The sequence below is a fragment of the Pseudomonas sp. NUPR-002 genome (genome assembly GCF_056322725.1).
Genome location: NZ_CM150476.1, coordinates 4,456,666 through 4,469,390, shown reverse-complemented (window position 1 = coordinate 4,469,390; position 12,725 = coordinate 4,456,666). Strand labels below are relative to the sequence as shown.

14 protein-coding genes are annotated in these 12,725 nt (G+C 58.4%); 3 read left to right on the top strand and 11 right to left on the bottom strand.

Annotation, left to right across the window (positions count from 1 at the left end; all coding sequences use genetic code 11):
* Window positions 1-50: 50 nt before the first annotated feature.
* Window positions 51-1,826: a glyoxylate carboligase gene (gene gcl, locus ACVWSC_RS20410; RefSeq protein ID WP_442108900.1), complete on the bottom strand. Its 1,776-nt coding sequence runs from the start codon at window positions 1,824-1,826 to the stop codon at window positions 51-53.
* A 256-nt stretch (window positions 1,827-2,082) separates the two neighbouring features.
* Between gcl and ACVWSC_RS20405 the strand changes: the two genes are divergently transcribed.
* Window positions 2,083-2,523: a GlcG/HbpS family heme-binding protein gene (locus ACVWSC_RS20405; RefSeq protein WP_442108899.1), complete on the top strand. Its 441-nt coding sequence runs from the start codon at window positions 2,083-2,085 to the stop codon at window positions 2,521-2,523.
* A 63-nt stretch (window positions 2,524-2,586) separates the two neighbouring features.
* Here ACVWSC_RS20405 and ACVWSC_RS20400 read toward each other — a convergent pair whose 3' ends face one another.
* The 3 genes from ACVWSC_RS20400 to ACVWSC_RS20390 all read right to left on the bottom strand — a co-directional run bounded on the left by ACVWSC_RS20400 (window position 2,587) and on the right by ACVWSC_RS20390 (window position 3,767).
* Entirely contained in the window at window positions 2,587-3,195 is a 609-nt protein-coding gene (locus ACVWSC_RS20400; RefSeq protein ID WP_442108898.1) for a TetR/AcrR family transcriptional regulator, read from the bottom strand.
* 134 nt (window positions 3,196-3,329) lie between these two features.
* On the bottom strand, window positions 3,330-3,611 hold the full coding sequence (locus ACVWSC_RS20395; protein WP_442108897.1) for a DUF3757 domain-containing protein: 282 nt from the start codon (window positions 3,609-3,611) through the stop codon (window positions 3,330-3,332).
* Between the two features lie 9 nt (window positions 3,612-3,620).
* Complete coding sequence (locus tag ACVWSC_RS20390; RefSeq protein WP_442108896.1) at window positions 3,621-3,767, bottom strand: hypothetical protein; 147 nt, start codon at window positions 3,765-3,767, stop codon at window positions 3,621-3,623.
* A gap of 209 nt (window positions 3,768-3,976) precedes the next feature.
* Between ACVWSC_RS20390 and ACVWSC_RS20385 the strand changes: the two genes are divergently transcribed.
* On the top strand, window positions 3,977-4,885 hold the full coding sequence (locus ACVWSC_RS20385) for a DUF808 domain-containing protein (RefSeq protein ID WP_442108895.1): 909 nt from the start codon (window positions 3,977-3,979) through the stop codon (window positions 4,883-4,885).
* A gap of 64 nt (window positions 4,886-4,949) precedes the next feature.
* Here ACVWSC_RS20385 and ACVWSC_RS20380 read toward each other — a convergent pair whose 3' ends face one another.
* From ACVWSC_RS20380 to puuE, 7 genes are all read right to left on the bottom strand, one after another.
* Entirely contained in the window at window positions 4,950-5,738 is a 789-nt protein-coding gene (locus ACVWSC_RS20380; protein ID WP_442108894.1) for an outer membrane protein OmpK, read from the bottom strand.
* Window positions 5,739-6,100: 362 nt separating this feature from the next.
* Window positions 6,101-6,886, bottom strand: coding sequence for an outer membrane protein OmpK (locus ACVWSC_RS20375; protein ID WP_442108893.1), 786 nt, complete (start codon window positions 6,884-6,886; stop codon window positions 6,101-6,103).
* A gap of 134 nt (window positions 6,887-7,020) precedes the next feature.
* Window positions 7,021-8,376 (bottom strand): nucleobase:cation symporter-2 family protein, encoded by a 1,356-nt coding sequence (locus ACVWSC_RS20370; RefSeq protein ID WP_442108892.1) that lies wholly within the window; start codon window positions 8,374-8,376, stop codon window positions 7,021-7,023.
* A 125-nt stretch (window positions 8,377-8,501) separates the two neighbouring features.
* The gene (locus tag ACVWSC_RS20365; RefSeq protein WP_442108891.1) at window positions 8,502-9,827 is read right to left on the bottom strand and encodes a urate hydroxylase PuuD; all 1,326 of its coding nucleotides are present in this window, start codon (window positions 9,825-9,827) and stop codon (window positions 8,502-8,504) included.
* Window positions 9,828-9,877: 50 nt separating this feature from the next.
* On the bottom strand, window positions 9,878-10,381 hold the full coding sequence (locus ACVWSC_RS20360; RefSeq protein ID WP_128324414.1) for an ureidoglycolate lyase: 504 nt from the start codon (window positions 10,379-10,381) through the stop codon (window positions 9,878-9,880).
* A gap of 48 nt (window positions 10,382-10,429) precedes the next feature.
* The gene (uraD, locus tag ACVWSC_RS20355) at window positions 10,430-10,945 is read right to left on the bottom strand and encodes a 2-oxo-4-hydroxy-4-carboxy-5-ureidoimidazoline decarboxylase (protein ID WP_442108890.1); all 516 of its coding nucleotides are present in this window, start codon (window positions 10,943-10,945) and stop codon (window positions 10,430-10,432) included.
* A complete protein-coding gene (puuE, locus tag ACVWSC_RS20350; RefSeq protein ID WP_442108889.1) occupies window positions 10,945-11,871 on the bottom strand; it encodes an allantoinase PuuE in 927 nt (308 codons plus the stop codon). The genes uraD and puuE overlap by 1 nt, the downstream gene beginning before the upstream one ends.
* Before the next feature lie 384 nt (window positions 11,872-12,255).
* On the opposite strand from puuE, the gene uraH reads away from it, so the two are divergent.
* The gene (gene uraH / locus ACVWSC_RS20345) at window positions 12,256-12,609 is read left to right on the top strand and encodes a hydroxyisourate hydrolase (RefSeq protein ID WP_133217234.1); all 354 of its coding nucleotides are present in this window, start codon (window positions 12,256-12,258) and stop codon (window positions 12,607-12,609) included.
* Window positions 12,610-12,725 lie beyond the last annotated feature (116 nt).

Genomic DNA, 12,725 nt, shown 5'->3' with positions numbered 1-12,725 from the left:
TCCTTGCAAAAGTGGGCCCTGCGCCTATCGCAACAGGGCCTTTGCTACGTTCAGTCGAGCAGGGAAATCGCGGTTGGCGCGTCGTTGCCGACCAGGGCCAGGTCTTCGAATTCGTTGACCGCGTTGATTTCAGTACCCATGGAAATGTTGGTCACGCGCTCGAGGATAACCTCGACCACCACCGGAACCTTGAACTCTTCAGCCAGTTTTTGCGCTTTGAGCAGGGCCGGGGCGATTTCGTCAGGCTCGGTAACACGCAGGGCCTTACAGCCCAGACCTTCAACCACGGCGACGTGATCGACACCATAACCATTGAGCTCTGGCGCGTTGACGTTTTCGAACGCCAGCTGCACGCAGTAGTCCATCTCGAAGCCACGCTGCGCCTGACGGATCAGACCCAGGTAGGAGTTGTTCACCAGTACGTGAACGTACGGCAGGTTGAACTGCGCACCTACCGCCAGTTCTTCGATCATGAACTGGAAGTCATAGTCGCCCGACAGCGCAACAACCTTGCGAGTTGGGTCGGCTTTTACCACGCCCAGTGCAGCAGGGATGGTCCAGCCCAGTGGGCCGGCCTGACCGCAGTTGATCCAGTGACGTGGCTTGTACACGTGGAGGAACTGGGCACCGGCGATTTGCGACAGACCGATGGTGCTGACGTAGCAGGTGTCTTTGCCGAACACCTGGTTCATTTCCTGGTACACGCGCTGTGGCTTGACCGGCACGTTGTCGAAGTGGGTCTTGCGCTGCAGGCTGGACTTGCGCTGTTGGCAGTCTTCCAGCCAGGCGCTGCGATCCTTGAGCTTGCCAGCGGCTTTCCACTCGCGGGCCACTTCCAGGAACACGTCCAGTGCGGCACCAGCGTCGGAAACGATACCCAGGTCAGGGGTGAATACCCGGCCAATCTGGGTCGGTTCGATATCGACGTGAATGAAACGGCGGCCTTCGGTGTAGACATCAACCGAACCGGTGTGACGGTTGGCCCAACGGTTACCGATACCCAGAACCACGTCAGACTTGAGCATGGTCGCGTTGCCGTAGCGGTGCGAGGTCTGCAGGCCGACCATACCGACCATCAGCGGGTGATCGTCAGGGATGATGCCCCAGCCCATCAGGGTCGGGATCACTGGAATGCCGGTCAGTTCAGCGAATTCGACCAGTTTGTCGCAGGCGTCAGCGTTGATGATGCCGCCACCAGCAACCAACAGTGGACGCTCGGCGGTGTCGAGCATGGCCAGGGCCTTCTCGACCTGTACGCGGTTAGCAGCTGGCTTTTGTACTGGCAGCGGCTGGTAGGCGTCGATGTCGAATTCGATTTCGGCCATCTGCACGTCGAACGGCAGGTCGATCAGCACAGGGCCTGGACGGCCGGAGCGCATTTCGTAGAAGGCTTTCTGGAACGCGTACGGCACTTGGCCTGGTTCGAGAACGGTGGTTGCCCACTTGGTGACAGGCTTGACGATGCTGGTGATGTCAACGGCCTGGAAATCTTCTTTGTGCATACGGGCACGCGGCGCCTGGCCGGTGATGCACAGAATTGGGATCGAGTCGGCAGAGGCGCTGTACAGGCCGGTGACCATGTCAGTGCCGGCAGGGCCGGAGGTGCCGATGCACACGCCGATGTTGCCGGCCTTGGTGCGGGTGTAGCCCTCGGCCATGTGCGAGGCGCCTTCAACGTGACGAGCGAGGACGTGATCGATACCGCCAACTTTCTTCAGGGCCGAGTACAGCGGGTTGATTGCAGCACCCGGGATACCAAACGCGGTTTCAACACCTTCGCGGCGCATCACCAGAACGGCTGCATCAATTGCTCTCATTTTGCTCATGGTTTTGTGCCTCTTTGATTTTGTAATTGTATACAAATGGCTTTTCGTCAGAGTGTATTCACGCCAGGCGACTCTGGTCAATCCATTTTCATCGGCGATGGGTGCTTTCGTCGGGAAGGCCATAAAAAAGGCATTTCGTCAGAATTGGTTTATCGCTCTCGAAATATTGTATACAAAAAAATTCGCCATTGTGTTCTATTTGTTCTATTGCTTTCACACCTGCCCTCAGGGCTTCTAACAACAAGAGGACCTTTCCATGAACGCATTGACCCTGAAAGTCGCTGTCAGCCTGGTGAACGCCGCGCTGGCTGCGGGTCGCAAGATCTCCGCCGCACCTTTGACCGTGGCGGTGCTCGACAACGGCGGCCACTTGCTGGCCTTGCAACGTGAAGACGGCGCCAGCCTGCTACGCCCGCAAGTGGCGATGGGCAAAGCCTGGGGCGCGATTGCGCTGGGCAAGGGCTCGCGCCTGCTGGCGCTGGACGCACAGCAGCGCCCGGCGTTTTTCGCCGCGCTCAATGGCCTGGGGCAAAGCCCGGTGGTGCCGGCGCCGGGTGGCGTGCTGATTCGTAATCAGCAGGGCGTGGTGTTGGGGGCGATCGGTATCAGTGGCGATACGTCGGATATCGATGAGCAGTGCGCGATCAGTGCGATCGAGGAGGCGGGGTTGACCGCTGATGCGGGGGTAGCGGCTTAAGGTTTTTCGCGGGGCAAGCCCGCTCCTACCGGCTTTGGTGGGAGCGGGCTTGCCCCGCGCTGCTTACACCTCAGGCTCACAGCCCTTGAGCACCAGACGAATGATGGTCTGCGTGGCCGCCTCGTAGTCGCTGTCTTCAAGCTTGGCTTTGCCGGTGACCACCGAAATCTGCCAGTCGAAGTCCGCGTAGGTCTGGGTTGCTGCCCAGATGCTGAACATCAGGTGGTGCGGGTCAACTGCGGCAATCTGGCCACGGTCGATCCAGGCCTGGATGCACTCGATATTGTGCCGGGCCTGCTCGTTGAGCTGTTCGACCTGGCTGCTGCTCAGGTGTGGCGCACCGTGCATGATCTCGCTGGCAAACACTTTGGACGCAAAGGGCAAGTCGCGGGAAATGCGCACTTTGGAGCGGATGTAGGCACTCAGTACCTCTTTCGGCTCGCCGTCGGCATTGAACGGCGTCGATGCCTGCATGATCGGCTCGATAATGCTTTCCAGCACCTCGCGATAGAGGTTTTCCTTGGATTTGAAGTAGTAGTAGACGTTTGGCTTGGGCAGCCCGGCCTTGGCCGCGATGTCACTGGTTTTGGTGGCGGCGAAGCCTTTGTCGGCGAACTCCTCACTGGCTGCGCGCAGGATCAGTTCTTTGTTGCGCTCGCGAATGGTGCTCATGGTGCTGGACGGTCCTTTGACGCTGCGAGCGCGGATGGTAGCACCGAAAATCAATCGAGAACATGCAGCCCAGCGCTTTCCCCCCGCCGACGGCGTACCGGGCACAGGAGAAAGCGGGCGGTCACGCGGTCACCTCAGGAGCGAGCTTCGGTGAAGGCGCAGGCCATCTCGGCCGAGTTGTTGCATTCGAAATAGGAAATACCGAACGGCCCGGACTTCTCTACCCAGTTTTCAGTGCGCTGTAATTGCACCCGAACATCCGGAGTCACCTCCGGGCGGTAGCGCAGGTCGACGGGTTTGCCCTCTGCAGTGCGGTAGGTGCATTTGTTCAGGGTGCCTACTTTGGTGTTGTTGTCCGGGAAAAACAGCGCGCTATCGAATGTGACCAGGGCGCCTGTGACAGGCCCTTGAAGCACGCCAAGCCATTAGCCCTGACCGCTGGCGGTCGCTGCTGTATAGATCCCGTTGATGTGGCTGATGGCCGAGACGTTAGGGCAGTATTCGACGCCGCTTGCCATTGATTGGCTTGCGTACAGCGCAAGCGCGAGCAGGCCGAGTTTTCCTGTCGACATGTGGTAACTCCATTGGTTAGAAAGTAGACGCTACGCTGAATGCGTGTGGCGAAACGGATGCTAACCAGTGGTAAAACAGGCGAAAGCAGGCGGAATTTCCGATTGTTGAAGGAATGGGCCACTGCGGGCGAGGGAATCGTCCTTGAGTGCGATAACCTGTGTTTCGTGATAAACGCCACCTGAAATTTTCAGGGTTCAAGGGGAGTCCCATGGCAGGAAGCAGTCTTTTGGTATTGATCGATGACATCGCCACCGTGCTCGACGATGTTTCGTTGATGACCAAGGTCGCGGCAAAAAAGACCGCAGGTGTATTGGGTGATGACCTGGCGCTCAATGCCCAGCAGGTCACCGGGGTGCGTGCCGAACGGGAGATCCCGGTGGTCTGGGCGGTGGCCAAGGGTTCGTTCATCAACAAGCTGATTCTTGTACCGGCAGCCTTGTTGATCAGCGCCTTCATCCCCTGGGCGGTGACTCCGCTGCTAATGGTGGGCGGTGCGTTCCTGTGCTTTGAGGGGTTCGAAAAGATCGCCCACAAATTCCTCCACAGCAGCGCTGAAGAGCAGGCCCAGCATGAGGCCAGAAGCGAGGCACTGGCGGACCCGGCAGTTGATCTGGTGGCGTTTGAGCAGAGCAAGATCAAGGGCGCAGTGCGTACCGATTTCATTCTCTCGGCAGAGATCATTGCGATCACCCTGGGTACGGTTGCGACGGCGCCGTTACCCCAGCAGATTGTTGTGCTGTCGGGCATTGCCATCATCATGACCATCGGCGTTTATGGCTTGGTGGCCGGTATCGTCAAACTCGATGATCTGGGCCTGTGGCTGACCCAGAAAGCCTCCCGTGTGGCGCAGGCCGTGGGTAACGGCATTCTGCGCGCGGCGCCGTACATGATGAAAAGCCTGTCGGTGATTGGTACCGCAGCGATGTTTCTGGTCGGTGGCGGGATTCTGGTGCATGGCGTGGCGCCGCTGCATCATGCCATCGAGGCGTTCAGTGAAGGGCGGGGTGGGGCGCTGACCGGGGCGTTGCTCAATGGTGGGCTGGGGATTGTTGCCGGGGCTGTGGTGCTGGCGGTGGTGGCTGTTGTCGGTAAGGTTTGGCGTACCATTAAAGGTTGAGAATTGTATCGCGGGGCAAGCCCGCTCCCACAGTAGGAGCGGGCTTGCCCGGCGATCACTTCAATTAGAAGTGCACTTTCACCAGGAAGCTTGCAGTGTTCTGGTCGGTATCAAAGGCATCGCTGTCTTTGATGCCGTACTTGTTCTTCCAGTAGTCGTATTCGAAACCGACGTACAGTTGTTTCTCACCCCAGTTCAGCGCTTTACCCAGGTCGTATTTGACCTGTGGGTTGAAGTGCAGGTTGGCGTGGTAGGTGCCGCGACGGCTGGTGGCGTCGTTATCGACCACCCAGTCCATGAAACCATCGATGAGAATGTCGGACTTGCCCACAGGAATGGTGTACGACCACACCGGGGTGATCTGCCAGACGTTGTCACCGGCACGGCTGCCTTCGGTGTTGCGCTGGTAGAAGTTCAGCTGGAAGTAGTCGAAGCCTGGGATGGCCAGGTCGAAACCAGGACCGATCAGGTAGGACTCGGTATCGCCCTCACCAAACTCGTAGGTCATGGCCAGCAGCACGTCTTTGATCGGGCCGAATTCCAGTTTCTGGTCGAAGATCTTGCCGAACGACAGGCGCGGGCTGAACTCGCCGTAGTAGGTGTTATCGCCGTTGTTGAAGTCCTTGTCGCCGTTGTAGAAGATCTTGTCGACGAAGAAGAAGTTGTCGCCGTACTTCCAGCCGTCAGCATGCTCGAAGGTTACGGTCTGCTGAATTTCCGGGTTGACCGCAAAATTCTTGCCCCACAGGTAGGTCAGGCTGTTGTTCTGCCATTGCAGCAGATCACCGGCGGTGGCGGCGGTGCTGGCCGCCAACAGGCCGCCCGCGAGAATCAGGCTATTGGTAATGCGCATCGCTGTGTTGCTCCCTTAGATTGGATTTGTTGTCGGTACTCTGAATGGTGCCGTTAGCTTGAATACTTGTCTTTTGAGTCAGTTTTTTTCGATTGTCCACACCTGTTTGGCAAGAGTCGCGCCAGCTTTTTGGGGGCGGGGCAACAGTCCTGCTCGACGTCTTTCTGAACAAATGAAAAGGGTGTTTCAGGTTGGCGTGACGCTTGCCAACCGCCCGAATTCATTGACTGAGCGGTCAGCAAACGCAGGCAGGATCCATCCTGCCCTGAGCGAGGGGGCGCGCAGATTACTGGCTTGCGCGCGGGTCCTCAAGTGCTCCGTCCTGGAGCAGGTATCACTAAAACTGTGCGTTTGGTCAGGTTTTAGAAGTGAACCTTAACCAGGGCGCTGGTCACGCTCTGATTGGTGTCCAGGCGACCGCTGTTCTCGATACCGTATTTATCTTTCCAGTAGCTGTACTCAACACCCACGTACAACTGCTTGGCGCCCAGGTTCAGGGCCTTGCCCAGGTCGTATTTGACCTGTGGGTTGAACTGCAGGTTGGCGTGGTAGGTGCCGCGCCGGGTTTCGTCGTTATCGACCACCCAGTCCATGTAACCATCAATCAGGATGTCGGAACGTCCCACAGGGATGGTGTAGGAGAAGCTCGGGGTAATCTGCCAGACACCGTCACCCGGGCGGCTGCCCTCGGTGTTGCGCAGGTAGAAGTTCAGGTTGAAGTAGTTAAAGCCGGGAACGTTCAGGTTGAAGCCTGGGCCAATCAGGTAGGCCTCGTTGTCGCCTTCACCTGACTCATAGGTCATGGCCACCAACACGTCTTTGATTGGGCCGAACTGCAGATTCTGGTTAAAGATCTTGCCGAGCGACAGGCGCGGGCTGAACTCACCGTAGTAGGTGTTGTTGCCTTTGTTGCGGTCGGTGCCGCCGTTGTAGAAGATCTTGTCGATGAACAGGAAAGTGTCGCCGTATTTCCACTGGTTGGCGTGTTCGAAGGTCACAGTCTGCTGGATTGCAGGGTTGACCTGGAAGTCCTTGCCATAGAGGTAGGAGAGGCTGTTGGTGTGCCAGAGCAACAGGTCCCCTGCGTTGGCTGGCACGGCGGCCAGCAGACTGCTACCCAACAGAAGGGAGGTGGTGATGCCTTTCATGTTGTGATTCCCGGCTTTGTTATTGTTGGTTTTCGGTTTTTTCGGCGCGAAGCGCCCCGGCCAGCCCGCTCCTACGGGTTGACGGTCTTGCGAGTTGCCTGGGTGAAGCTGGGCGGCAAGCGCCGCCCAAAAACTCAGTGCTGGTGGACGGCGTCGTTATGCGCCGCGCGTTCGGCGCCACCGAGGATGTTGAACAGCAGGTTGAGGATCAACGCGCTGACGGTGGCCATGGCGATGCCGCTGTGGGTGATCGGTTCCATCCATTGCGGCATCTGCGCGAAGAACTCCGGGCGTACGACTGGAATCAGGCCCATGCCAACGCTGACGGCCACCAGCAACTGGTTGCGGCGGTCGGCAATGTCGGCTTCCTGGAGGATCTTGATTCCGGTGGCCGCGACCATGCCGAACATGGCAATCGAGGCGCCACCCAGTACCGCAGGTGGAATCGAAGCGATCAGGAAGGCTGCCTTGGGCAGCAGGCTGAGCAGGATCAGAAATCCACCGGCCACTACGGTGACATAGCGGCAACGCACGCCGGTCATTTGCACCAAGCCGATGTTCTGGGCAAACGAGGAGTGGGTGAAGGTGTTGAAGAAACCGGCCACGAAGGACGCACCGGCGTCGCACATCAGGCCGCGACGCAGCATGCCCGGGGTGACCTCACGGTCGGTGACCTTGCCCAGGGCCAGGAACATGCCAGTGGACTCAACGAAGATGATCACCACCACCAGGCACATCGACAGAATCGGCGCCAGGCTGAAGGTCGGCATGCCGAAATGCAGCGGGGTAACCACTTGCACCCACGGCGCCTCATCGAGGCCGGAGAGGTCAACCATGCCGATGGAACCGGCGAGGATGTAGCCCAGGCCCATACCGATCAGCACCGAAACGTTGACCCAGAAACCGCGCATGAAGCGGTTGACCAGCAAAATAGTGGTCAGAACCAGGGCGGCAACCAGCAGATAAATGGGAGAGCCGAAGGACTCGGCTTCAGCGCCGCCACCGGCCCAGTTCACAGCAACCGGGAACAGCGACAAGCCGATGGAGGTGATGACCGTGCCGGTCACCAACGGCGGGAAGAAACGCACCACTTTGGACATGAACGGTGCGATCAGCATGCCGAAGAAACCGGCTGCAATCGTTGCACCGAAGATACCTTGCAGGCCGACGCCGGGCATACCGGCCATGGCCACCATGCTGCCGACGGCAGCAAAGCTTGCACCCATCATGACCGGCATGCGGATGCCGACAGCACCAATGCCGAACGACTGGACGATGGTGGCGACACCAGCGACCAGCAGGTCGGCATTGATCAGGAAAGCGACTTCTTCACGAGAAAGGCCGGCGGCCTGGCCGATGATCAGGGGCACTGCAATCGCGCCTCCGTACATCAGCAAGACATGTTGTAGACCCACCAGGAACAGTTGGAGCATGGGCAGTGGCTGTCGTGGGGGCGCAACAGGGATGTACGCCTTGCGTGACTCGGACATGCAACACCTCGGTTTTGTTTTTATTCTTTGAGCTGCAAGCTCAAGCGCCAGGCTTCAAGAAGAAGCAGGGGAGCGCGCTTGGCTTGCAGCTTGTAGCTTGTAGCTTGCCGCTTGAAGCTTTTTGCTTAGTTGGTCGGTGCACCTTTGGCGATCCAGGCACCAATCAGTTCACGTTCCTGCTGGGTCATCTGAGTGATGTTGCCCAACGGCATGATCTGCGTGGTGACTGCTTGTGCCTGAATGCGAGCGGCTTGTTGCTGGATTTGTTGCGGGGTGTCGAGCATCACGCCGGCCGGAGCAGCACTGAACAGCGGGCTGGTCGGTTTGGCCGAATGGCACACGGCGCAACGTTCCTGGATGACGCTGTGGATCTTGTCGAAACCGGCATCGTCGAGTTTGGCGACTTCTGCTGCTGGCGCTTCGGCAGGTGCGGCAGCCTGGGCAGGTTCGGCAGCTTTTTCAGCAGCTTTTTCTGCGGCGGTTTTGCCACCCAGCGCGGTTTCCGGCAGGGGTTGGTATTCGACTTTGGCGGCTGCTTGCTCAGGGGCAGTCGGCATTGGCGCAGGGCCAGTGACGTAAGCCAGGCAAATCATCGACAGGGCACCGACTGGCAGGGTCCAGGCGTACTTGTTGCTGTCGTGACGGGTGTTGAAGTAGTGACGAACCAACACTGCAGCCACAGCGATACCGGCCAGGATCAGCCAGTTGTACTGGCTACCGTAGGTGCTCGGGAAGTGGTTGCTGATCATGATGAACAGCACCGGCAGGGTGAAGTAGTTGTTGTGACGCGAACGCAGCAGGCCCTTGGCCGGCAGTACCGGATCCGGAGTCTGGTTGGCTTCGATGGCGGCGACCAGCTGACGCTGGGCCGGCATGATGATGCGGAACACGTTACCGACCATGATGGTGCCGATGATTGCACCGGTGTGCAGGTAAGCACCACGACCGCTGAACACTTGGCTGAAGCCGTAGCAGGCAGCAATGACCAGCACGAACAGCACCAGACCGAGCAGTGCAGGGCGCTTGCCCAGAGGCGAGTCACACAGGAAGTCGTAGATGAACCAGCCAGCGATCAGCGAACCCACGCCGATGGCGATACCTTCACCACCGCTCAGGGTGCTGCCAGGGGCCAGTAGGTACAGGGTCGGGTTCCAATAGAACACCAGGCACAGCAGGGCAATACCCGACATCCAGGTAAAGTAGGCTTCCCATTTGAACCAATGCAGGTTCTCCGGCATTTTTGGCGGAGCCAGCTTGTATTTCTCCAGGTGATAGATCCCGCCACCGTGGATCGCCCAGAGATCGCCAGAAAGACCGTCGCGCGGGTTAGCGCGGTTGAGGTTGTTTTCCAGCCAGACAAAATAGAACGACGCGCCAATCCATGCTACGCCAGTGATCATGTGAACCCAACGCACGCTCAGGTTCAGCCATTCCAACAGATGTGCTTCCACAGTCTTTACCTCTTACCCTGGCATCCTGTAGCCGGATGCTCAGTCTTCTCTTATTGGTGGGGGGCGAGGATCAATTGCTCATCCTCATTGAAAAAATGCTCATCGCAGTTGTTGCCAGTACCACTGCGATCAACCACCAGGAAGTCATCCCGCTTTTCGATCGTCAGCACCGGGTGGTGCCAGACGCCGCGATGGTAATTAATGCCCTGCTTGCCATTACTGACAAAAGCACGGACCAAACCTGATACAGGTGCATCGCCAACGGGCGCGACCACGATCAGAAACGGATTGCCGAGCAGCGGAATAAACGCCTGGCTGCCCAGCGGATGGCGCTCCAGCATGCGAACGGTCAACGGCATGTCCTGCGCGTCGGCGCGGAAGATGCTGATGATCGCGTTGTCCTCGGGCTGGGCGGTTTGTACCGTGGCCAGCTTGTGGAAGCGCATGGTCGAGCCGTTGTTGATCATGAAGTGGTCGCTGCCGTCGGTTTCGATCACGTCACCGAAAGGGGCGAAGGCTTCTTTGGTCAATGGCTCAATCACTAAAGTGCGCATGCGGATTCTCTTTATTCTGTGTTGTGGAGGGTAAGGTCGGGCTTACCCTTAAAGTTGCAGCAGGCGGAACAGGGCAATCAGGTTGATCTGCGCCAGCGCTTCCTTGAACTCGGCCTCGACCGAGTTGTGGATGCGCTTCTCGAACGAGGCGAGGATCTGGTGCCGATTGCTGCCTTTGACCGCCATGATGAACGGGAAGTGGAACTTGGCCTTGTAGGCGTCGTTGAGTTCGGTGAAGCGTGCAAACTCTTCGGCGGTGCACTGGTGGATACCGGCGCCGGCCTGTTCGTTGGTGCTCGATTCAGTCAGCTCGCCCTGGATGGCAGCTTTGCCGGCGAGATCCGGGTGAGCATTGATCAGTGCCAGCTGAGCGGCATGATCGGCGCTGAGCAGAATGTCGCTCATGCGCTGATGCAGGGCTTCGATCTGGTCGACTTCCTGCAGTTGGCCCAGGTCGTAAGCCTTTTCGGCGACCCACGGCGAGTGCTCGTAGATGTCGGCAAAGGCTTCGACGAACGCGCTGCGCTCCAGGGACGACGGCGTGAGGGTTTTGAAAGCGGTCATTAGACGTTCTCGGCTTTGTAAGGGTGGGTGGCATGCCAGTGACGGGCGATGTCCACGCGCCGGGTGAACCAGACTTGATCGTGGCTCTTGGCGTATTCAATGAAGCGCTTGAGTGCTGCCAGGCGTGCCGGGCGGCCGACCAGGCGGCAGTGCAGGCCGATGGACAGCATCTTCGGCGCTTCGGCACCTTCTTCGTACAGCACGTCGAAGGCGTCCTTGAGGTACTGGAAGAACTGCTCGCCGCAGTTGAAACCCTGGACCTGGGTAAAGCGCATGTCGTTGGTGTCCAGGGTGTAGGGGATCACTAGGTGCGGCTTGTCGGTCGGGTTGTTCGCTTCCCAGTAGGGCAGGTCGTCGTCGTAGGTGTCGCTGTCATAGAGAAAACCACCTTCTTCCATCACCAGGCGACGGGTGTTCGGGCCGGTGCGGCCGGTGTACCAGCCCAGTGGGCGCTCGCCGGTCAGTTCGGTGAGGATGCGGATGGCTTCGAGCATGTGCTCGCGCTCCTGGGCCTCGTCCATGTTCTGGTAGTCGATCCAGCGGTAGCCGTGGCTGCAGATCTCGTGACCGGCTTCAACCATGGCGCGGATCACGTCCGGGTGACGCTGGGCGGCCATGGCCACTGCAAAGATGGTCAGCGGTACGCCGGTATCCTTGAACAGCTTGAGCAGGCGCCAGACACCGGCGCGGCTGCCGTATTCGTAGAGCGATTCCATGCTCATGTTGCGCGCGCCCTGCAGCGGCTGGGCGGCAACCATTTCCGAGAGAAAAGCTTCTGACTCTTTGTCCCCGTGAAGAATGTTGCGTTCACCGCCTTCTTCGTAATTGAGCACGAAAGACAAAGCAATGCGGGCATTCCCCGGCCAGCGCGGATGGGGTGGGGTGTTGCCGTAACCGATCAGGTCGCGAGGATAGTCAGCGCTCACTGCAGTCTTCCTTCTTATTCGTGTAAACGGATGGCGTGGCGCCCGTGTAGGGGAATGCCCACGTCGATGAGATGATTGTATACAACTTTGTTTGCCGTTTGTAAGCCTGTTTTTTCGTATTTCTTTCAGTTTTCGCCCCAAAAAACCTGTGCAAGAAACCTGCCTGACTGGTCAGCTAATGACGCATTCGTCGGCCAGCGGCGTGGTTTTGCGACTGATGGCGTATTTACAGGAGGTAGCGGGCGTGCCAGGAAAGAATACCGAATTATTGTGTACAATTTTACAGAAAAATGTCTTAATAATCCGACAGCCGCACACTGCCGTGTCTTTTCCCGGTGCCGTGCGGGATTTTTTGCCCACAGATAGAACAGAGGCGAGCAAGCAATGGGACGTTTGACCACGCATGTACTGGATGCCGCTCACGGCTGCCCTGGCAGCTCGATCAAAGTCGAGCTGTATCGGGTTGAAGGCCAGCAGTTGGAGCTGGTGAACACTGCACTGACCAACAGCGATGGCCGTTGCGACGCGCCACTGCTGCAAGGTGATGACTACCGCAGTGGTGTGTATCAGCTGCAGTTCAATGCCGGCGACTACTACCGCGCCCGTGGCGTGAAACTGCCGGAGCATGCCTTCCTTGATGTGGTGGTACTGCGTTTTGGCATCAGTGCCGAGCAGGATCACTACCACGTACCGCTGCTGATCTCGCCATACAGTTACTCGACCTACCGCGGAAGCTAGTTGGTCGCTAGAAGAATCTTCGTAGGTCCTTGCCCGCTCACACTGCGGGCTTTTTTTTGGGTTCACGGATTGTCGGGGAAGAATTGGCTTTGGCTTTGGCTTTGAGGGCTGCGGGC

What these genes read in the sequence shown, in the direction of transcription:
- ACVWSC_RS20400 (WP_442108898.1), bottom strand. Translation starts at nt 3,195, where the DNA reads ATGAGCACCATTCGCGAGCGCAACAAAGAACTGATCCTGCGCGCAGCC.
- ACVWSC_RS20360 (WP_128324414.1), bottom strand. Translation starts at nt 10,381, where the DNA reads ATGCGCACTTTAGTGATTGAGCCATTGACCAAAGAAGCCTTCGCCCCT.
- ACVWSC_RS20380 (WP_442108894.1), bottom strand. Translation starts at nt 5,738, where the DNA reads ATGCGCATTACCAATAGCCTGATTCTCGCGGGCGGCCTGTTGGCGGCC.
- gcl (WP_442108900.1), bottom strand. Translation starts at nt 1,826, where the DNA reads ATGAGCAAAATGAGAGCAATTGATGCAGCCGTTCTGGTGATGCGCCGC.
- uraD (WP_442108890.1), bottom strand. Translation starts at nt 10,945, where the DNA reads ATGACCGCTTTCAAAACCCTCACGCCGTCGTCCCTGGAGCGCAGCGCG.
- ACVWSC_RS20370 (WP_442108892.1), bottom strand. Translation starts at nt 8,376, where the DNA reads ATGTCCGAGTCACGCAAGGCGTACATCCCTGTTGCGCCCCCACGACAG.
- ACVWSC_RS20405 (WP_442108899.1), top strand. Translation starts at nt 2,083, where the DNA reads ATGAACGCATTGACCCTGAAAGTCGCTGTCAGCCTGGTGAACGCCGCG.
- ACVWSC_RS20385 (WP_442108895.1), top strand. Translation starts at nt 3,977, where the DNA reads ATGGCAGGAAGCAGTCTTTTGGTATTGATCGATGACATCGCCACCGTG.
- uraH (WP_133217234.1), top strand. Translation starts at nt 12,256, where the DNA reads ATGGGACGTTTGACCACGCATGTACTGGATGCCGCTCACGGCTGCCCT.
- ACVWSC_RS20390 (WP_442108896.1), bottom strand. Translation starts at nt 3,767, where the DNA reads ATGTCGACAGGAAAACTCGGCCTGCTCGCGCTTGCGCTGTACGCAAGC.
- ACVWSC_RS20375 (WP_442108893.1), bottom strand. Translation starts at nt 6,886, where the DNA reads ATGAAAGGCATCACCACCTCCCTTCTGTTGGGTAGCAGTCTGCTGGCC.